The sequence below is a fragment of the Aureimonas sp. N4 genome, assembly GCF_001463925.1.
Lineage (GTDB): Bacteria > Pseudomonadota > Alphaproteobacteria > Rhizobiales > Rhizobiaceae > Aureimonas > Aureimonas ureilytica_A.
In genome coordinates this window covers 37,767-55,633 of sequence record NZ_BBWS01000057.1, presented here as the reverse complement: position 1 = coordinate 55,633, position 17,867 = coordinate 37,767, and the positions used below count along the sequence as shown (strand labels likewise).

Annotated in this window: 20 protein-coding genes; 7 read left to right on the top strand and 13 right to left on the bottom strand. The window is 68.4% G+C overall.

The features are described 5' to 3' along the window. The first annotated feature begins 31 nt into the window (after positions 1–31). Positions 32–847 (top strand): endonuclease III, encoded by an 816-nt coding sequence (gene nth / locus AUL28_RS19885; protein ID WP_062236178.1) that lies wholly within the window; start codon positions 32–34, stop codon positions 845–847. Here nth and AUL28_RS19880 read toward each other — a convergent pair. Continuing rightward, positions 777–1,556, bottom strand: a complete 780-nt coding sequence (locus tag AUL28_RS19880) for a sulfate transporter family protein (RefSeq protein ID WP_058636806.1) — start codon at positions 1,554–1,556, stop codon at positions 777–779. The two genes, nth and AUL28_RS19880, sit on opposite strands and share 71 nt — an antisense overlap. 171 nt (positions 1,557–1,727) lie before the next feature. On the opposite strand from AUL28_RS19880, the gene AUL28_RS19875 reads away from it, so the two are divergent. Further along, a complete protein-coding gene (locus AUL28_RS19875) occupies positions 1,728–2,729 on the top strand; it encodes an adenosine kinase (protein WP_062236176.1) in 1,002 nt (333 codons plus the stop codon). A gap of 199 nt (positions 2,730–2,928) precedes the next feature. Here the strand turns inward: AUL28_RS19875 and AUL28_RS19870 are convergent, their stop codons facing one another. Further along, complete coding sequence (locus AUL28_RS19870; RefSeq protein WP_062236173.1) at positions 2,929–4,461, bottom strand: YifB family Mg chelatase-like AAA ATPase; 1,533 nt, start codon at positions 4,459–4,461, stop codon at positions 2,929–2,931. A gap of 152 nt (positions 4,462–4,613) precedes the next feature. Between AUL28_RS19870 and AUL28_RS19865 the strand changes: the two genes are divergently transcribed. Further along, complete coding sequence (locus AUL28_RS19865; protein WP_062236170.1) at positions 4,614–5,228, top strand: LysE family translocator; 615 nt, start codon at positions 4,614–4,616, stop codon at positions 5,226–5,228. Between the two features lie 41 nt (positions 5,229–5,269). Here AUL28_RS19865 and AUL28_RS19860 read toward each other — a convergent pair whose 3' ends face one another. Further along, complete coding sequence (locus AUL28_RS19860; protein ID WP_062223659.1) at positions 5,270–5,911, bottom strand: SH3 domain-containing protein; 642 nt, start codon at positions 5,909–5,911, stop codon at positions 5,270–5,272. A gap of 147 nt (positions 5,912–6,058) precedes the next feature. Beyond that, positions 6,059–6,997: a glutathione synthase gene (gene gshB, locus AUL28_RS19855; protein WP_062236166.1), complete on the bottom strand. Its 939-nt coding sequence runs from the start codon at positions 6,995–6,997 to the stop codon at positions 6,059–6,061. A 214-nt stretch (positions 6,998–7,211) separates the two neighbouring features. Here gshB and AUL28_RS19850 point away from each other — a divergent pair, with 214 nt between their 5' ends. Beyond that, positions 7,212–7,811 carry a hypothetical protein gene (locus AUL28_RS19850; RefSeq protein WP_062236163.1) on the top strand — a complete coding sequence of 200 codons (600 nt, stop codon included), beginning with the start codon at positions 7,212–7,214 and terminating at the stop codon, positions 7,809–7,811. A 26-nt stretch (positions 7,812–7,837) separates the two neighbouring features. Here the strand turns inward: AUL28_RS19850 and AUL28_RS19845 are convergent, their stop codons facing one another. From AUL28_RS19845 to rph, 6 genes are all read right to left on the bottom strand, one after another. Then, positions 7,838–8,227, bottom strand: a complete 390-nt coding sequence (locus AUL28_RS19845) for a YraN family protein (protein WP_062236160.1) — start codon at positions 8,225–8,227, stop codon at positions 7,838–7,840. Further along, complete coding sequence (gene rsmI, locus AUL28_RS19840; protein ID WP_082640596.1) at positions 8,224–9,171, bottom strand: 16S rRNA (cytidine(1402)-2'-O)-methyltransferase; 948 nt, start codon at positions 9,169–9,171, stop codon at positions 8,224–8,226. The genes AUL28_RS19845 and rsmI overlap by 4 nt, the downstream gene beginning before the upstream one ends. Continuing rightward, complete coding sequence (locus AUL28_RS19835) at positions 9,168–9,488, bottom strand: YnfA family protein (RefSeq protein WP_062236380.1); 321 nt, start codon at positions 9,486–9,488, stop codon at positions 9,168–9,170. The genes rsmI and AUL28_RS19835 overlap by 4 nt, the downstream gene beginning before the upstream one ends. A gap of 91 nt (positions 9,489–9,579) precedes the next feature. After that, positions 9,580–10,782 carry a radical SAM family heme chaperone HemW gene (gene hemW / locus AUL28_RS19830; protein ID WP_062236156.1) on the bottom strand — a complete coding sequence of 401 codons (1,203 nt, stop codon included), beginning with the start codon at positions 10,780–10,782 and terminating at the stop codon, positions 9,580–9,582. Next, positions 10,779–11,432, bottom strand: coding sequence for an RdgB/HAM1 family non-canonical purine NTP pyrophosphatase (gene rdgB, locus AUL28_RS19825; protein WP_062236154.1), 654 nt, complete (start codon positions 11,430–11,432; stop codon positions 10,779–10,781). The genes hemW and rdgB overlap by 4 nt, the downstream gene beginning before the upstream one ends. A 264-nt stretch (positions 11,433–11,696) precedes the next feature. Further along, positions 11,697–12,416, bottom strand: coding sequence for a ribonuclease PH (gene rph, locus AUL28_RS19820; protein ID WP_058601149.1), 720 nt, complete (start codon positions 12,414–12,416; stop codon positions 11,697–11,699). A gap of 127 nt (positions 12,417–12,543) precedes the next feature. Between rph and hrcA the strand changes: the two genes are divergently transcribed. Then, positions 12,544–13,665: a heat-inducible transcriptional repressor HrcA gene (gene hrcA / locus AUL28_RS19815; protein ID WP_082640595.1), complete on the top strand. Its 1,122-nt coding sequence runs from the start codon at positions 12,544–12,546 to the stop codon at positions 13,663–13,665. A 115-nt stretch (positions 13,666–13,780) separates the two neighbouring features. Next, positions 13,781–14,518: a nucleotide exchange factor GrpE gene (grpE, locus tag AUL28_RS19810; protein ID WP_062236151.1), complete on the top strand. Its 738-nt coding sequence runs from the start codon at positions 13,781–13,783 to the stop codon at positions 14,516–14,518. A gap of 66 nt (positions 14,519–14,584) precedes the next feature. Here the strand turns inward: grpE and AUL28_RS19805 are convergent, their stop codons facing one another. Further along, entirely contained in the window at positions 14,585–15,193 is a 609-nt protein-coding gene (locus AUL28_RS19805) for a LysE/ArgO family amino acid transporter (RefSeq protein WP_062236377.1), read from the bottom strand. Positions 15,194–15,295: 102 nt separating this feature from the next. On the opposite strand from AUL28_RS19805, the gene AUL28_RS19800 reads away from it, so the two are divergent. Then, the gene (locus AUL28_RS19800; protein WP_062236148.1) at positions 15,296–16,201 is read left to right on the top strand and encodes a LysR family transcriptional regulator ArgP; all 906 of its coding nucleotides are present in this window, start codon (positions 15,296–15,298) and stop codon (positions 16,199–16,201) included. Between the two features lie 6 nt (positions 16,202–16,207). On the opposite strand, the gene AUL28_RS19795 is transcribed toward AUL28_RS19800, so the two are convergent. Continuing rightward, positions 16,208–16,756, bottom strand: a complete 549-nt coding sequence (locus AUL28_RS19795) for an RES family NAD+ phosphorylase (protein ID WP_062236145.1) — start codon at positions 16,754–16,756, stop codon at positions 16,208–16,210. A 21-nt stretch (positions 16,757–16,777) separates the two neighbouring features. Continuing rightward, on the bottom strand, positions 16,778–17,680 hold the full coding sequence (folD, locus tag AUL28_RS19790; protein WP_058601145.1) for a bifunctional methylenetetrahydrofolate dehydrogenase/methenyltetrahydrofolate cyclohydrolase FolD: 903 nt from the start codon (positions 17,678–17,680) through the stop codon (positions 16,778–16,780). Between the last annotated feature and the right edge of the window lie 187 nt (positions 17,681–17,867).

The following is a 17,867-nucleotide window of genomic DNA, read 5'->3' as shown; positions in this document are numbered from 1 at the left end:
AAGAGCTAAGCCCTCCGCCGCCAAACCCAAGGTGACATCGACCAGGACCCCCACGCGCGCCAAGGCGGCGGGCGAGGCGGTCGCCAAGGCCACGCGCCGGAAGGCGTCGAAGAAGCCGCCGCCCATCCCCTATGCGCCCGACGCCATCGCGGAAATCTTCCGCCGCTTCGCCGTGCAGCGCCCCCATCCGACCTCGGAACTGGAGCATGTGAACGTCTTCACGCTGCTGGTCGCGGTGGTGCTCTCCGCGCAGATGACGGATGCCGGCGTCAACCGGGCGACGCGCGGCCTCTTCGCCCGCGCCTCGTCTTCGCAAGCCATGGCGGCGCTGGGCGAGGACGAAATCCGCGAGGCGATCAAGACGATCGGCTTCTTCCGCACCAAGGCCAAGAACGTTCAGCGCCTGTCGGAAATGCTGCGCGACGAGCATGGCGGCGAGGTGCCGCGCTCGCGCGAGGCGCTGGAAAAGCTGCCCGGCGTCGGGCGCAAGACGGCCAATGTCATCATGAACACGGCCTTCGGCGAAGAGACGCTGGCGGTGGACACGCATATCCTGCGCATCGGCAACCGGCTCAAGATCGCGCCCGGCAAGACGCCCGAGGCGGTGGAGGAAGGCTTCCTCAAGATCATTCCCGAGGGCTTCCTGCGCCACGCCCATCACTGGCTGATCCTGCACGGGCGCTTCGTCTGCAAGGCGCGCAAGCCCGACTGCGAACACTGCATCATCGCCGACCTCTGCCAAGCCGACGAGAAATGGTGCCACCAGCCAGCCCCGCTCATCGCCCTGCCGGATGCTCCACCCGGGCCGCAACCGCTTCCGCCGGGCGCGACGCGCCCAGGCGGGTGAACTCGGGTGAGGTTTCCCGCTGCGAAATGCGCTGGTGCAGATGCACCATGGTCGCCGCCGCAAAGAGCGGCGTCAGAAGGTTGAGGATCGGCACGGCCAGGAAGGCGGCCAGCACGAGGCCGGCGAAGAAGATCGTCCCCCCGTGCCGGTTGCGCAGCGCCCGCGCTTCCTCCTCGGAGCGATAGCGCAGCGCCGCGAACTCGAAATATTCGCGCCCGAGGAGATAGCCGTTCACCAGGAAGAACGCGCCGAAATTCACCACCGGCACCAGAAGCAGCGTGAAGGCGAGGAGATTGCCGAGGATCACCACGCCGAAGAATTTGAGCGAGAGGACGACGCTTCGCCCGAGCGGCATGGCGCGCCCGACCGGCATACCCGGATACTGGTCGCGCTCCACGACCTCGGCCACATCGTCCAGAAACAGCCCGGCGATCACCGCGCTGACCGGCGCGATCAGATAGGCCAGAAGCACCGCCAGAAGCAGCCCCGCCGCCCAGCCGGCGAAGGTCTCGGCATTGTTCATCCAGTCCGGCATATCGGGCGTGAAACCGGCGAAGAAGGGGATCGCCACCGTCTGGAAAAACCAGCGCACCGCGAACCAGAGCGCCACCAGCACCACGGCCGTCAGCCCCAGGCTCTTCCAGAAGACCGCGCGGAAGGGCGGCGAGAACACGTCGCGGATCGCAAGAAAGGCGGCACGAAAGATCATGAACAGGGCTCTCATCGTCTCGTCCACCCTGCTCGTCTTCAAGGCCCGGCTTCGCATCGCGGCCGGCCCCCACAGGGCTCGCCTTCAAGATGGGATGGCCTGCGGCGCGCGGCAATGCGATAAGGCGCTCTTCGACCCTCCCTCGGTTCCATCTCGCGAAGATTTCCGCCCATGTCCCGTTTCGACCTCCTGACGATCGGCAATGCCATTGTCGACATCATCTCGCGCACCGACGACGCCTTTCTGCGCGAGGCGGAGATCGAAAAGGGCGCGATGACCCTGGTGGATTCCAGCCGCGCCCTCGCCATCTACGACCGTATGGGGCCGGCCATCGAAATGTCGGGCGGCAGCGCGGCCAACACGGCCGCCGGCCTCGTGTCGCTTGGCGGGCGCGGCGCCTATTTCGGCAAGGTCTCGAACGACCAGCTCGGCGCGATCTTCGCCCATGACATCCAGTCCCTCGGCGTCCACTACCAGACCGCTCCGCTCGCCGGCGATCCGCCGACCGCGCGCTGCATGATCCTCGTGACGCCCGATGGCGAGCGCTCCATGAACACCTATCTCGGCGCCTGCGTCGAACTCGGCCCCGAGGACATCGAGGAAGCCGTCGTCGCCGACAGTCTCGTCACCTATTTCGAAGGCTATCTCTGGGACCCGCCGCGCGCCAAGGATGCCATCCTCCAGGCCGCGAAGATCGCCCATGCCAACGGGCGCGAGATGGCCATGACCCTGTCGGACTCCTTCTGCGTCCATCGCTACCGCGCCGAGTTCCTCGACCTCATGCGCTCCGGCGCGGTCGACATCGTCTTCGCCAACGAGGCCGAGGCGCTCGCCCTCTACGAGACCGAAATCCTCGAAGAAGCGCTCCATCGCATCGGCCAGGATACCAAGCGTCTCGCCATCGTCACACGCGGGCCGGACGGCTGCGTCGTGGTCGAGAACGGTGAGGCCACGGCCTATCCCGCCACCGCCGTCGATACGCTGGTCGACACCACCGGCGCGGGCGATCTCTTCGCCAGCGGCTTCCTGCGCGGCTACACCGCCGGCCTCTCGCACGAGACCAGCGCGGCGCTGGGCGCGCTCGCCGCCGGCCACATCATCAGCCAGATCGGCCCTCGCCCGCAGGTGCCGCTGATCGACCTGCCCGGCGCGCGGGCGCTGTTGGGGGCTTGAGGGGAGAGGCAGGGGACGCTGTCCCCTGCACCCCTGCCAAGGGACAGTCGTCCCTTGGAACCCTCTTCCTTTTGAGATCGTGTCCCTGATCCAGGAGGGCCGGCGGCCCTCCTGGATCAGGGAAGGTTGTCAAAGGAAAGCGGGGGCTCCGGGGCGTCAGGCCTCGGGCGGGGCACGGGGCGGCAGCCCCGCCACCCCCTCACGCCGCCTGCAAGCGCTCCGGCAGGCTGCGATAGGACAGGGCTTCGGCCAGATGCGGGCGGCCGATGGTCTCGGCTCCCGCAAGGTCGGCGATGGTGCGGGCGACCTTGAGAACGCGGTGATAGGCGCGGGCCGAGAGGCGCATGCGCTCGGCGGCCTCGCGCAGGAGCTTGAGGCCGCTGGCATCGGGCGCGGCAGCCTGTTCCAGCCGGTCGGCCGGGCAACGGGCGTTCGTGGTGCCGGCGGGCAGGCCGAGGGCTTCGTAGCGCAGGCTCTGGAGCGCGCGGGCGGCCTCGACGCGGGCGCGCACGGTGGCGGAATCTTCGGACGCGCCGGTCTGGATCAGGTCGAGCGCGGTGACGGCGGGCACATCGACGCGCAGGTCGATCCGGTCGAGCAATGGGCCGGAGAGGCGGGCCTGATAGTCGGTGACGCAGCGCGGCCCGCGCGCGCATTGATGCCCCGGCTCGCCGGCCATGCCGCAGCGGCATGGGTTCATGGCGGCGACGAGCTGAAAGGCGGCGGGGTAGGTGACGCGGTGATTGGCGCGCGCGATGACGCTTTCGCCGGTTTCGATGGGCTGGCGCAGCGAATCGAGCACGGCCGGGGAGAACTCGGGGAGTTCGTCCAGAAACAGGACGCCGTGATGGGCCATGGACACTTCGCCCGGCCGCGCGCGATGGCCCCCGCCGACCATCGCGGCCATGGAGGCGGAATGGTGCGGCGCGCGAAACGGGCGGCGGGCGGACAGACGGCCGTCCGACAGTTCGCCCGCGACGGAGGCGATCATCGAGACGTCGAGAAGCTCGCGGGGGCCGAGCGGCGGCAGAAGCGAGGGCAGGCGCTGCGCCAACATCGACTTGCCCGATCCCGGGGGCCCAACGAAAAGTAGATTGTGATTTCCCGCCGCCGCGATCTCCAGCGCGCGTTTCGGGACCGTCTGGCCCTTGATGTCGCTGATGTCGGGCAGCGGATGGGCGGCGGGGTCTTCCAGCGTCGGCTCGGGGCGCGACAGGCGCTGCGTGCCGCGAAAATGATTGGCGATCTGGATGAGCGAGCGAGGCGCGAGAATCTCCATTTCCGGGTCGGCCCAGGCCGCTTCCGCGCCGCCGGCTTCGGGGCAGATCAGGCCTTGGCCCAGCGCATTGGCGGCCATGGCGGCCGGCAGAACGCCGCTCACCGGCGTCACCAGCCCGTCGAGCGAAAGCTCGCCCAAGACGATGAAGCGCTGCAAAACATCGGCCGGAATGGCCCCGAGCGCGGCCATGAGGCCGAGCGCAATGGGGAGATCGTAGTGCGAGCCCTCCTTCGGCAGGTCGGCGGGTGCGAGATTGACGGTGACGCGCTTGGGCGGCATCGACAGGCCGGAGGCATGAAGCGCGGCCTGGACCCGCTCGCGGCTTTCGGTGACGGCCTTGTCGGCCAAGCCGACGATGCTCATGCCGACCTTGCCGGGCGCGACGAGAACCTGGACATCGACCGGCACGGCCTCGACGCCCTGAAAGGCCACGGTCCTCACACGCGATACCATGCCCGCCCCGCCTCTCGAATCGCGTTTTCGCTCTGAGCGCGAGGGTAGTTCGCAAGGGGCGTGTGGGCAAGGATGGACAACGCGCTCCCCTCTTTCTCACGCCCGCAAAACCCGTATTCTTTCGCCGTCTAACGAGCGCGCGAGGGCATGGCATGGATGCGCATACGCTGGGATTGTTCGCCTTGGCCTTTCTCGTCTTCGCCGCGAGCCCTGGGCCGGACAATGTGACGATCGTCGCCCGGACGCTGCATCAGGGCGCACTCTCCGGCCTCGCCTATGGCGCGGGCACGGTGAGCGGCATTCTCGTTTTCCTGTTTCTGGCGGCGATGGGCCTGTCGGTGCTGGCGGGCGAAATGGCGGGCGCGATGACCGTGCTGCGCTATGCCGGCGCGGCTTGGCTCGTCTGGATGGGCATTCGGCTCTGGCGCTCGCCAGCCGTCGTTCCCGATGCTTCGGTTCTCGCACCCCGTCGCGGTGTTCTGCGGGATTATCTCACCGGCCTGACGCTCAATCTCGGCAACCCGAAAATGCCGCTCTTCTATATCGCGCTCCTGCCCAACGTGGTCGGTCCGAACCTGACAGGGGCCGAGGCGGGGCAGCTCGCGCTGGTCATTCTCCTGGTGGAGGTTCTGGTGATCGGCGGCCATGTCCTGCTGGCCAGCCGGGCGCGGCGCCTCCTTCGTTCGCCACGCGTGGTGCGCCGCGTCAACCGAACGGCCGGTGGGCTCATGGTCGGCGCGGGTCTCGCCACGGTCGCCGTCCGCTGAACGAAAGAACGGCGCCTCGCGGCGCCGCTCTCTCGTTGTCATCAATAATCTTCGTCCCAACCGCGGCGCTCTTCCCAGTGGCGCGGCGGTGGCGGAGGCGGCGGGCCGTCCTCGAAGCGCTCGCGGTCGCGCCGGCCTTCGAAGCGGTCGCGGTCCCGCTCGAACCGGTCGCGCCGGTCCCAGCCCGGAGGCGGCGGGGGAGGGGGCGGCGGAGGCGCGTCGTAATAGCCGCCATAGCGGCGGGGCGGCGGCGGAGGCGGGCCACGATCGAAGATGCGCGGGCCATAGATGCCGTCCCAGCGGCGCCGGTCGCGGTAGAAGTCGCGGTCGCGGTAATGGTCGTCCCAATAGCGGCCGAAGGAATAGGTGACGACGGGCGCGCCGATATAGGGCACGACGCGCGGGCCGGTGTAGCGCTGCCCACCCCGAACGTAAGCCAGATAGCGCGAGGAGATCCAGCCGCGCTGGCCGTAGAAGTCCACATCGCACCAGGCGCGGTTGGCCAGGCACCCGTAGACGCGCACATCCTCGCCGCCGCGCACGACATTGACGGGCGGATAGGCCGTTGAGGGGCCGGCGCGCAAATTGACATTGGCCGTGGCGATGGCCGTGGCGGCGCTGGCCAGCCCCGGCAGAAGCGCCGCGCCGGCCAGAACCAGGGAGAAGAGACGAGCTTTCGTCATGAAACCATCCGGAAAGGAGGCGCTGTTCGATGAGGCATTTCACCATCCACAAGCCGAACCGCGTCCGAACGGCGCGTTCAGCCTCTGTTCAGGCTCGGCCCCAATGCGGGGAGGGCGCGGGCGGTTGCATGGCCCGCGCGCCGGCTTTCAGCGCTTGGCCTCGACCGCATCCCAGAAGAGCGCCGCGATGTCGGCCCCGCCGAAGCGCTTCACCTCGCGGATGCCGGTCGGCGAGGTGACGTTGATCTCGGTGAGATAATCGCCGATCACGTCGATGCCCACGAAGACCTGACCGCGCTCCTTCAGCTTGGGGCCGATGCGTTCGCAGATTTCGCGCTCGCGCGGCGTGAGTTCGGTCGGCTCGGCCCGCCCGCCGACATGCATGTTGGAGCGCGCGTCCGTCTCGGAGGGCACGCGGTTGATCGCGCCCACCGGCTCGCCGTCGATCAGGATGACGCGCTTGTCGCCCTTGCGCACATCCTTGAGATAGCGCTGCGCGATGAAGGGCTCGCGGAAGAGAAGCGCGAAGGTCTCGAGGAAGGAGGAAAGGTTGCGGTCGTCCTTGGTCAGATGGAAGACGCCCGCGCCGCCATTGCCGTAAAGCGGCTTGAGGACGATCTCGCCGAACTCGGCGCGGAAGGCCGCGATCTCGGTCGGGTCCTTGGTGATGATCGTCTCCGGCATCAGGTCGGCGAATTCGGTGACGAAGATCTTCTCGGGCATGTTGCGCACCCAAGCGGGGTCGTTGACCACCAGGGTCTTGGGATGGATGCGCTCCAGAATATGCGTCGAGGTGATGTAGTTCATGTCGAAGGGCGGGTCCTGGCGCAGGAGCACCACGTCCATGGTCGACAGATCGACCTTGTGGGGCTCGCCCAGCGTGAAATGCTTGCCCTGTTCCTCCACGAGGTTCAGCGTCTCGACCCGCGCCGTCGCGACGCCGTCGCGCAAGGAGAGGCGGTCCGGCGTGTAGTGGAAGAGCTGGTGCCCGCGCCGCTCGGCCTCGAGGCAGAGGGCGAAGGTGGAATCGCCCTTGATGGTGATGCCCGACACATGGTCCATCTGGACCGCGACCTTGAGCGACATGCGGTGTATTCCCCGAACGGTTCCGTCCTTGCCGAGGTAGAGGGGAACGGCGGTTCTGTCCACGGGGCTGGTGATCGGGTCGCACCGGCGCAACAGGGCCGGTGGAATGTCGGTGGTCTCACGCACTGGTGATGGCGCAGGTCTACCTCACCCGTTGCGATGGAGGTGGAACGCGTGAGACGCGAGCCCTTCCCTCGATTGCAAAGTCCTTTTCATGTTTGCCAGATGTCTTGCCGCGCTGATGCTCGTCGCGCTTCTCTCCGGTTGCGCCAAGCCCGTGGTGGAAACCACCGGCCCCCTCGCGATCCGGGATGTGTCCGTCAGCGCCGCCGATACGATCCGCGCGGAAACCGATATCCTGTCGCTGGTGCGCCAGACCGTGCCGGCGCAGATTCTTGGCGTGTCGGACGGCAAGGCGACCAAGGTCGAGGTCCGGCTGGTCCTTCTGGCCTACAAGAACCCGGTCATGTCGCTTCTCGTAGGCGATTCCAACAAGCTGGGCGCGAACGTCATTCTGCGCGATATGGCCGATCAGGAGCTCGCCCGTTTCGACGTGATCGCTATCGACCAATATATGCTGAACGGCGTCGCGGGCGCGGTCATTTCGGTGGCGCAGGACAAGGCGCGCGTGGACCGGGCGCTGGCGCGGGGCCTCGCCGAGACGATCGAGCAGCGTATCTACGGCCGCAAGACCAAGCCCGCGATGGTGCCGGACCTTGCTGCGCCCATGCCCAAGGGGCCGCCGCAGGAGAGTACGCATTCTCCGGCCGCACATCCCGCGCAGAAGCCTGCAAGCGTCGGCGCGGGCGTCTGACGGCGTCTCGGGGCGTGCGGGCTCGTTCAGTTCCGCCCGCGCCAGGCGTCCTCGACATGTACCGGCCAGCGGCGGGGCAGGACGGCGACGATGTCGAAGCGGATGGAGAGATGCGCCGCGCGCTTCTGGCGCGAGAGCCAGAGGTCGGCGGCGCGCTCGATGCGCGTCTGTGCGGCTGGCGTCACCGCGTCCATGGCCGCCTGGAGCGTCGGGCGCGCCTTCACCTCCACGATGGCGACCAGCGCGCCGCGCTTCGCAATCAGGTCGATCTCGCCCGATGGCGTGCGATAGCGGGTGGCGAGGATGCGGTAGCCCTTGAGGCGCAAGGCCCAGGCCGCCAACCATTCCGCCCGGTGCCCCTTACGGAAGAAGGCGCGCTTGCGGTCAATTCCCGTCTCGCCGCCCGCGCGTTTCACGCGCCGCCTTTCAGGTCCAGCGCGCGCTGGTATAGCTCGCGGCGGGGCAGGCCGGTGAGCTTCACCGCCTCCTGCGCGGCCTTCGCCGGCTTCATCTCGGCGAGCAGCCCACGCAGGATCGTGTCCACATCGCCGCTCGCCGCCGCTTCTTCTTCGGCCGGCGGGCCGACGCAGACGACGATCTCGCCGCGCACCCGCTCCATCGCCGCGAAGCGCTCGGCCAGCTCCGGCAGCGTGCCGCGATAGATCGTCTCATAGGCCTTGGTCAACTCGCGGCAGACGGCGGCGGGGCGGGGGCCCAGACCTTCCGCCATGGCGGCCAGACTTTCCGCGATGCGGTGCGGCGCTTCGAAGAAGATCAGGGTGCCGGGCACGCGCGTCAGCGTTTCGAGCTTGGCCAGCCGCGCGCCGTCCTTCACCGGCAGGAAGCCGGCAAAGAAAAAGGCGTCGGACGGCAGGCCCGAGGCGCAAAGTGCCGCCAGCGGCGCGGAGGCGCCCGGAATGGGTACGACAGGCAGACCGCGCGCGATGGCCTCTTCGCCCAAACGGAAGCCGGGGTCCGAGACAAGCGGCGTGCCGGCGTCGGACACCAGCGCGACGGAGCGGCCAGCCTCCAGCTCGTCCAGAAGCGCGGGGCCGGATTCGGCGGCATTGTGCTCGTGATAGGCGAAGAGCCGCCGGCGGATGCCGTAGCGCGCCAGAAGCTTCTGCGTGACGCGCGTGTCCTCGCAGGCCAGCACATCCGAGCCGGCGATGATGTCGAGCGCGCGCAAGGTCACGTCGGAGAGGTTTCCGATCGGCGTCGCCACGAGATAAAGGGCCGGCTCGAGCTTGGGCGCGCGCAGGGTGGCCCCGCGCACGAGATAGGTCGCGCCGGAATCCTGAAACGGGACCTCATCGCCTTCGGATGTCTCGTCTTCGGTCGTATCGTCGAACGGGTTCATGCAACACCTCGCGGCGCGAGAAGGATGACGCAGGCGCCCGCACAGCACAGGAGCGCGCCGAGAAGGTCGAAGCGGTCGGGCCGCACGCCTTCGGCAGCCCAGAGCCAGCCGAGCGAGGCAAGAATATAGACACCGCCATAGGCCGCATAGGCGCGGCCGGCAAAGGCCGCGTCCACCCGCGTCAGGAGAAGGGCGAAAAGGACGAGGCAGGCGAGGCCCGGCGCGAGCCAAAGGGCCGAGCGGCCCGAGCGCAGCACGGCCCAGAAGGCGAAGCAGCCGGCGATCTCGGCCAGCGCCGCGCCGGCATAGACGAGCAGCGCCGGGGCGGCTCCGGTCAGCGGATCATCCTCCGAAGGCCAGCGACACCAGGCGGCACCGCGCCGCACGTCTTGACGGCAAGCGGCGCTCTCACGCGAGATCGGCCACCACGGCGTCGAGCACGAGCATGCCGGTGGGCGTCGCGCGCAGCCGGTCGGGGCCGAGGCGCTCGATCATGCCATGGCCGGTCAGCTCGGCTTCGACGGCTGGGTCGATGTCGCGCCCGGCGAGCTTGCGCCAGCGCTTGAGGTCGATCCCTTCCACGAGGCGCAGGCCCATGAGCATCAGCTCGTCGGCCTGCTGATAGGTTTCAAGCGCTTCGTCCTCGACCTCCCCCGAATCCCAGTCCTCGACCATCTTGAGCCAGGTCTCGGGATGTTTCTCGTTGGACACGGCATGGCGCGCGCCGTCCTCGCCCGGCAGGCGGGCATGGGCGCCGGGGCCGATGCCGGCATAGAGGCCGTAGCGCCAATAGGTGAGATTGTGGCGCGACTCCGCGCCGGGGGCAGCATGGTTGGAAATCTCGTAGGCCGGTAGGCCGTGGAAGAGCGTGAGCTGCTGTGTCGCCTCATAAAGCTCGGCCGACAATTCGCCGTCCGGCACCACGAGCTTGCCCGCCTTGTGAAGGGCGTGGAAGATCGTGCCTTCCTCGATGGTCAGCTGATAGAGGGAGAGGTGGTCGGCCGCCAGCGAAATGGCCTCCGACAGTTCGCGCTCCCATTCCGACACGCTCTGGCCCGGCCGGGCATAGATCAGGTCGAAGGACAGGCGCGGAAAGATCTCGCGCGCCAGACGGATCGCGCCCATGGCCTGATCGACGTCATGCATCCGCCCGAGGCGCTTCAGGTCCGCATCGTTCAGCGCCTGCACGCCGAGCGACACGCGGTTGACGCCCGCCGCGCGGTAGCCCCGGAAGCGGTCCGCCTCGACCGAAGTCGGGTTGGCCTCCAGCGTGATCTCCGCCCCGTCCGCCACGGTCCATTGCGCGGCCACGGCCTCCAGAATGGCCGAGACGGTCGCAGGCTCCATCAGCGAGGGTGTGCCGCCGCCCAGGAAAATCGAGGTGACGGTTTCGCCTTGGGTGCGCCGGCCCTGGGACGCGATCTCGCGGCGGAAGGCCTCCACGAAGCGCGCCTGATCCACCGGCTGGTGGCGCACATGGCTGTTGAAGTCGCAATAGGGGCACTTGGACGCGCAGAAAGGCCAATGGATATAGACGCCGAAGCCCGGCTCGCCGGCGGGCGGCGTATAGGGCCGGATCTGCGACAGGGGGCGGGGCATCATCATGTTCATGCGACGCCCAGCGCCTCCCGCGCGAACAGCTGGAAGGCGCGGGCGCGGTGCGACAGGGCGTGGGCCTGCCCCGGCACCCAGCCATGCTTTTCCTGCGAGGGCATCTCGCCGAATGTGCGCGTCTCGCCCTCCGGCAGGAAGCAGGGATCGTAGCCGAAGCCGAGCGCGCCGCGCGGCGGCCAGACGATCGTGCCTTCGACCTCGCCGCGATAGAACTTCGTCTCGCCCTCGGGCGAGGCGAGGCAGAGAACCGCGACGAAGCGGCCGGTGCGCTGCGCGGGCACGTTGGCGCCTGCGGCCTGGAGCTTCTCTTCGATCTGGCGCATGGCCATGGTGAAGTCCTTGTCGGGACCGGCCCAACGCGCCGAATAGATGCCGGGATCGCCGCCCAGCGCATCCACCACCAGACCCGAATCGTCGCTGAGCGCCAGAAGGCCGGTGGCGCGCGCCGCCGCCAGCGCCTTGATCGCCGCGTTCTCCTCGAAGGTCGAGCCGGTTTCCTCGGGCTCGGGCAGCGCCTTGTCGGCGGCCGAGACCACGGTGAAGGCGAGCGGGGCCAGAAGCTCGCGGAACTCGGCGATCTTGCCGCCATTGTGGCTGGCGATCAGGAGAGGACCACCGGCGGGATCGAGGGGGAAGGCGTTCGGCATCGCTGTCGGGTCCATTCGGGGAAGGCGGACGCGCCGGAGCGCGCCGCCAGTCCCAAGGTTTATGCGCCCCGAGGCTGACCCGAGGCTTCAGGCATTGTTAAGAACTGAGGCCAAAACCTCGTGGGGTCGGCTGGTCGGATTTTTCCGTCGCTCTCTTCGTCGCGAATGCTCGCCGATGCTGACCTAGCATCGACTGCGCTTCGCTCCTCGCGATCGAACGAAAATCTCTCGACCATCCTCCGCCCAGAGGTTTCGTCCTCAGTTCTAAGCTTCGAGGCAGGACTTCTGGTGCGCCACCAGCTCACCGATGCCCTTTTCGGCGAGCTTCATCAGCGCTTCGAGTTCATCGCGCGAGAAGGGCTCGCCCTCGGCCGTGCCCTGGATCTCGACGATGCCGCCGCGCCCGGTGAGCACGAAATTGGCGTCGGTGCCGGCGGCCGAATCTTCGGGGTAGTCGAGGTCCAGAACCGGCGTGCCCTTGTAGATGCCGCAGGAAATGGCGGCGACATGGTCCTTCAGAACCTTGTCGCGCTTGACCATGCCGCGCGTTTCCATCCAGGCGAGGCAGTCCGACAGGGCCACGAAGGCGCCGGTGATCGAGGCCGTGCGCGTGCCGCCATCGGCCTGAATCACGTCGCAATCTACCGTGATCATGCGCTCGCCCAGCGCTTCAAGGTCCACCACGGCGCGCAGCGACCGCGCGACGAGGCGCTGGATTTCCTGCGTGCGCCCGCTCTGCTTGCCGCTGGCGGCTTCGCGCTTCATGCGCTCGCCCGTGGCGCGCGGCAGCATGCCGTATTCGGCCGTGACCCAGCCCTTGCCGGAATTCTTCAACCAGCCGGGCACGCGCTCCTCGAGGCTCGCGGTGCACAGAACATGGGTGTCGCCGAACTTGACGAGGCACGAGCCCTCGGCGTGGCGCGACACGCCCCGCTCCAGCGAGACAGGGCGCAGTTCGTCGTTCTGGCGTTTGGAAGGCCGCATCAAGACAAGTCCATATTAACGATTTCGAACCCGCCTCTTAAAGAGTGTGGCGACACTTGAACAGGGTGCTTGGCGGCCCACTCTCTCCGCCTTGGCTGAAACCCTCGCGATCCCTATAAGACAGGCCATGAAGCGCGTCCTGCCTCCCTTCCACGATCTCACACCCAGCCAGACCCCGCTCGCGGGCGGGCTGGACGAGCGCTCGCGCGAGATTTTCCGGCTGATCGTCGATTCCTATCTGGAAACGGGCGAGCCCGTGGGCTCGCGCAATCTCTCGCGCCTCCTGTCGAGCGCGCTCTCGCCCGCCTCCATCCGCAATGTCATGTCCGACCTCGAAGCGCTGGGGCTGATCTATGCTCCGCATGTCTCGGCCGGGCGCCTGCCGACGGAAGTTGGCCTGCGCTTTTTCGTGGACGCGTTTCTGGAAGTCGGCGACGTGCCCGAGCGCGAGCGCGCCGAGATCGAGAAGAAGGTGCGCGACCATGGCGAGCGCCGCCCGGTGGACGCGCTCCTGACGGAAGCCTCGCAGCTTCTCTCCGGCCTGTCGCGCGGGGCGGGCATCGTGGTCGCCGCCAAGGCCGACCCGCGCCTCAAGCATATCGAGTTCGTGCGGCTCGACGCGGCGCGTGCGCTGGTGGTGCTGGTCGGCGAGAACGGCGAGGTGGAAAACCGCATTCTCGACCTGCCGCCCGGCATCACCGCCGCGCAGCTCGTGGAAGCGGCGAATTTCCTGAACGCCCATGTGGTTGGGCGCACGCTTGCCGAAGCGCGCCGGCGCATCGAGGCGCTGAAGGAGGAAACGTCCCGCCAGCTCGGCGAGCTGTCTCGCCAGCTGGTGGACGCGGGGCTCGCGGTCTGGGCCGGCGAGGGCGCGGGCCAGCCTTCGCGCCTCATCGTGCGCGGGCGGGCCAATCTTCTGGACAGCCTGTCGGCGGCCGACGATCTCGATCGGCTGCGCCATCTCTTCGACGATCTGGAATCCAAGACCTCGATCATGGAGCTGATCGATCTGGCGGAAGCGGGCAACGGCGTGCGCATCTTCATTGGCTCGGAAAACAAGCTGTTTTCGCTGTCCGGCTCCTCGCTCGTGATCGCGCCCTATTCGGACTCCGATCAGCGCGTGATCGGCGCGGTCGGCGTGATCGGCCCCACGCGCCTCAATTATCGGCGCATCGTGCCCATGGTGGACTATACGGCGCGGCTCGTGTCGCGCCTTCTGGCGGGCGGAGCGCCGGTGCGCCGGCCTTGATTTCCGGCCCGCCTCATTCGATATGCCGCAGCGACGACCCTTTACGGGAGAGCAGTCCGGCGGCCGCCTCATGGCGCCGGATTGTTTGTCCCCTCGATAGGAACAGGAGTGCCCGATGACAGGCGAGAGCGAGAAGCACGTGAACGACCACGAGAGCGAAAGCGGCGCGCATTCCGCCGGCGGCGGCGCCTATTTCAAGGGCTCGGGCGTCGCGGGCGCGGCTCCCGGCGCGGCGGGCGCGCAGGCCGAGACCGCCGAGGAGCCGACAGGCTCCTGGGGCGGCGAAGAGGCTGCGGCGGCCGACCGGGCGCGTATCGCCGAACTCGAAGCCGAGAATGCCGACGTCAAGGATCGGCTGATCCGTCTGGCCGCCGACATGGAAAACCTGCGCCGTCGCACCGAGCGCGAGGTCAAGGACGCGCGCCAGTTCGCCGTCGCCAATTTCGCGCGTGATATTCTGGCCGTGTCGGACAATCTCGCTCGCGCGCTTCAGGCGATTCCCGAAGGCGCGCGCGACACGGACCCCGGCCTCCAGACGCTGGCCGAGGGCGTCGAGATGACCGCCCGGTCCATGCAGTCCACGATGGAGCGTCACGGCGTGAAGAAGCTGGAGCCCGAGGGCCAGCGCTTCGACCCGAATTTCCATCAGGCCATGTTCGAAGTACCGAACGCCGAACTGCCGAACAATACGGTGGTTCAGGTCGTGCAGGACGGCTATGCGATCGGCGAGCGCGTCCTGCGCCCGGCCATGGTCGGCGTGTCCAAGGGCGGGCCGAAAGTGGCTGTGGGCGCGGATGCCAACGCCGCGCCGGCCAAGCCCGGCGTGCCGGATGATTCGACGAAGGACGCCTGAGCGTCCTCGCGGTTTGATCGTGAGCCCCGCATCTCTTCGCAGATGCGGGGCTTTTTTCGTGGCACGTCAGCCGCCGGCCAGAAGCTTGAGCGCGATCGCGCCCATGGTCAGCCCGATCAGAGCTTCCAGCGTGCGCCAGGCGGCGGGCTTCTCGAAGACCGGGCGCAGCCAGCGCGCGCCAAATCCCAGCGCGAAGAAGAAGCCGAACGAGGCCGTGACCGCGCCCGCGCCGAACGAGGATTCCGCGCCGGGAAAGCGCGTCGAGAGGCTGCCGATCAGCACCACCGTGTCGAGATAGACATGCGGATTGGCCCAGGTGAGGAGAAGGCAGGTCGCGAGCGCCTCGCGCCGGCTCCCCGCGCCGACTTCCGCCAGACGCAGCGCGTCGCTCGCCCGGAAGGCGCGCATCAGGCTCTTGGCGCCATACCAGATCAGGAAGCCCGCCCCGAGGATGCGCAGGATCGGGTCCAACGCCGGCAAGAGCGCGGCGACCCGCGCGAAGCTCGAAACCCCCAGCGCAATCAGGATCGCATCCGACAGGGCGCAGGCGAGGCACACTGCCAGGACATGCGCGCCGAGAATGCCCTGGCGCAGGACGAAGGCGTTCTGCGCGCCGATCGCCAGGATCAGCGTCAGCCCCGTGGTGAGGCCGGTGGCATAGGCGTCTGCGCTCATCATCTCAAAGCCCCGTGTTCGATTACGGGAGCGACGTAGCATGGATGGATGGGTTAGCTGTGTTAAACCATCTTAGGCTGATGAAGCGGAGCTAAACCTCGAATGCTCGACTATCCCGCCCTTCGCGCGCTCGCCGCCGTGGTCCGCACCGGGAGCTTCGAGCGCGCGGCGGGCGATCTTCACGTGACGCCCTCTGCCGTGTCGCAGCGCGTGCGCCAACTGGAGGAGCGGGTCGGCGCGGTTCTGGTGGAGCGCGGCCAGCCCTGCCGCGCCACCGAAACCGGCGCGCGCCTATGCCGGCACATGGAGCAGATCGGCCTGTTGGAGGCCGATCTCTTTCGCCATCTGCCGAACGGGGCGGGCGAGGAGGCGGGTGCGCCGCGCGTCACGCTGCCCGTCGCCACCAGCGCGGACAGTCTCGGCACCTGGTTCCTGAAGGCCGCCGCGCGCTTCTCGAACGAAACCGGGCATCTTCTCGACATGGCGGTGGACGATCAGGACCACACGGCCGAATGGCTGCGGCGGGGCCGAGTTCTGGCCGCCGTCACCGCGCTGGCGCGGCCCGTGCAGGGCTGCCGGTCGCTGCCGCTCGGCGCGCTGCGCTATCTCGCGACCGCCAGCCCCGAGTTCGCCGCGCGCCATTTCACCGAGGGCGTCACGCCGCGCGCGCTGGCCTCTGCCCCCGCGCTGACCTTCAACCAGAAGGACCGGCTCCAGGCCGACTGGCTGAAGCGCGCCTTCGGCCGTGACATCGCGCACCCCACCCACTGGCTGCCCTCGACGCAGGGTTTCGTGGAGGCGGCGCTGCTCGGCATGGGCTGGGGCCTGAACCCGGTGCAACTTGTGGAGGGGCATCTGAAGGCCGGCCGCCTCGTGGAACTGCTGCCCGGCGCGACGCTGGATGTGCCGCTCCATTGGCAGGTCAGCCGGCTCGGGGCCGAGCCGCTCCAGCCGCTTACCCGCGCGGTGCTTGAGGTCGCGCGGAGCGAGCTCGTGCCTTCCGAATGAAGGAGTTCACAGACCCCAGACCGGCCCGCCTTCCGACAGGCGGATGGGCTGAGGCTCGCCCGCGACGGTGACAGTGGGCGCGCCCGGTGTGTTCCAGCGAAAGAGATTGAGATGCCAGCCGCCGGGGATTTGGCGCGAGCGGTCGATCAGCCCGTCGGCGCCGGCCTCGCGCGCCCGGTCGGCCGTATGCCAGGATGGCGGCTCGCCGCCCGCCGCCAGAACGGAGCGCCAGGAGAGGTTGGAGGCCTCGCGGTCGATCCCGGCGAGGCGGCAGGCTTCCTCGTCGTGCTGGTCCAGCACATGGGCACCGCTGACCTGAAGCGGGATGACGACGCGCACGTGACCGTCCTCCCTCATATAGCCGGAAACGGCGCTGATCGCCCATTCGAGCCTCGGGCTCATGTAGAGAATGCTCTCGCCCGGCCGATGATAACGCCCGGCGCTGCGGGGGCCGGGCGGGGCCAGAACCTCGCCCGCACGCTCCGCCGCGACGGAGCGATAGAACAGGCCGGAGACGATGCGCAGCGGCACGGCGGAGGGGCGGGGATCGGTCATGTCTCGGTCCCCGGCTCTCCGTCAGAACCGGGGGCGGGGCTCGCCGGCGGCGCGGCAGGCGCTCGCCACCGTATTGGCCATCAGCATGGCGATCGTCATCGGCCCGACGCCGCCGGGCACGGGCGTGATGGCCGAGGCGATGGCGGCGGCCTCGTCATAGGCGACATCGCCCACGAGCCGCGTCTTGCCCTCGCCCTTGTCGGGCGCGGGCACGCGGTTGATGCCGACATCGATCACCACCGCACCCGGCTTCACGCAGTCGCCCTTGAGCAGGCCCGGACGCCCGATCGCGGCCACCAGAATGTCCGCCTCGCGGCAAAGCGCCGGCAGATCCTTCGTGCGCGAATGGGCGACCGTGACCGTGGCATTGGCCAGAAGCAGAAGCTGCGCCATGGGCTTGCCGACGAGATTGGAGCGCCCGACCACCACGGCGCGCTTGCCCGAGAGATCGTCGCCCAGAACCTGCCGCAGGAGCACCATGCAGCCCGCCGGGGTGCAGGGCACGAAAGCGTCATCGGCGAGGCCGCTGGCGAGCCGCCCGGCATTCACCAGCGTCAGCCCGTCCACGTCCTTGTCCGGGTCGATGCGCCCGACCACGACATCCGCGTCCAGCCCCTTGGGCAGGGGCAGCTGCTGGAGAATGCCATGGATGGCCGGGTCGGCATTCAGCTCGTCGATCAGCGCGAGCAACGCCTCCTGCGAGGTGTCGGCCGGCAGGCGATGGGTGACGGAATGAAAGCCGCAGGCCTCCGCCGTGCGCCCCTTGTTGGCGACATAGACCTGGCTCGCCGGATCTTCGCCCACCAGCACGACGGCGAGGCCCGGTTTGACGCCGGTTTTCTTGTGCAGCGCCGCGCCCGCTGCCGTCACGTCCCGAAGAACCGATTCCGCGTTCGCCTTTCCGTCGATCCGTACAGCCTGCATCGGGCCGGTCCTTTCGCTATGGGGGCCGTCGCCTCGGCCTTGTGCGCCGCGTTATAGCTCTGTTCCGCGCGGGCGAAAGGAAAAAGCGCGAACAAGTCGCCCGCTTTTTGTCGGGGAATGCGCAACGATCTTTCCATGACGCGCTGCGGGACTATTCTCCCCTCTCGCCAAGCGGGGTTCGAAGGAG

Excerpts from the sequence above, each read along its gene's own strand:
- AUL28_RS19880 (WP_058636806.1), bottom strand. The coding sequence starts at position 1,556 with ATGATCTTTCGTGCCGCCTTTCTTGCGATCCGCGACGTGTTCTCGCCG.
- AUL28_RS19875 (WP_062236176.1), top strand. The coding sequence starts at position 1,728 with ATGTCCCGTTTCGACCTCCTGACGATCGGCAATGCCATTGTCGACATC.
- AUL28_RS19870 (WP_062236173.1), bottom strand. The coding sequence starts at position 4,461 with ATGGTATCGCGTGTGAGGACCGTGGCCTTTCAGGGCGTCGAGGCCGTG.
- AUL28_RS19865 (WP_062236170.1), top strand. The coding sequence starts at position 4,614 with ATGGATGCGCATACGCTGGGATTGTTCGCCTTGGCCTTTCTCGTCTTC.
- AUL28_RS19860 (WP_062223659.1), bottom strand. The coding sequence starts at position 5,911 with ATGACGAAAGCTCGTCTCTTCTCCCTGGTTCTGGCCGGCGCGGCGCTT.
- gshB (WP_062236166.1), bottom strand. The coding sequence starts at position 6,997 with ATGTCGCTCAAGGTCGCGGTCCAGATGGACCATGTGTCGGGCATCACC.
- AUL28_RS19850 (WP_062236163.1), top strand. The coding sequence starts at position 7,212 with ATGTTTGCCAGATGTCTTGCCGCGCTGATGCTCGTCGCGCTTCTCTCC.
- rsmI (WP_082640596.1), bottom strand. The coding sequence starts at position 9,171 with ATGAACCCGTTCGACGATACGACCGAAGACGAGACATCCGAAGGCGAT.
- hemW (WP_062236156.1), bottom strand. The coding sequence starts at position 10,782 with ATGAACATGATGATGCCCCGCCCCCTGTCGCAGATCCGGCCCTATACG.
- rdgB (WP_062236154.1), bottom strand. The coding sequence starts at position 11,432 with ATGCCGAACGCCTTCCCCCTCGATCCCGCCGGTGGTCCTCTCCTGATC.
- rph (WP_058601149.1), bottom strand. The coding sequence starts at position 12,416 with ATGCGGCCTTCCAAACGCCAGAACGACGAACTGCGCCCTGTCTCGCTG.
- hrcA (WP_082640595.1), top strand. The coding sequence starts at position 12,544 with ATGAAGCGCGTCCTGCCTCCCTTCCACGATCTCACACCCAGCCAGACC.
- grpE (WP_062236151.1), top strand. The coding sequence starts at position 13,781 with ATGACAGGCGAGAGCGAGAAGCACGTGAACGACCACGAGAGCGAAAGC.
- AUL28_RS19805 (WP_062236377.1), bottom strand. The coding sequence starts at position 15,193 with ATGAGCGCAGACGCCTATGCCACCGGCCTCACCACGGGGCTGACGCTG.
- AUL28_RS19800 (WP_062236148.1), top strand. The coding sequence starts at position 15,296 with ATGCTCGACTATCCCGCCCTTCGCGCGCTCGCCGCCGTGGTCCGCACC.
- AUL28_RS19795 (WP_062236145.1), bottom strand. The coding sequence starts at position 16,756 with ATGACCGATCCCCGCCCCTCCGCCGTGCCGCTGCGCATCGTCTCCGGC.
- folD (WP_058601145.1), bottom strand. The coding sequence starts at position 17,680 with ATGCAGGCTGTACGGATCGACGGAAAGGCGAACGCGGAATCGGTTCTT.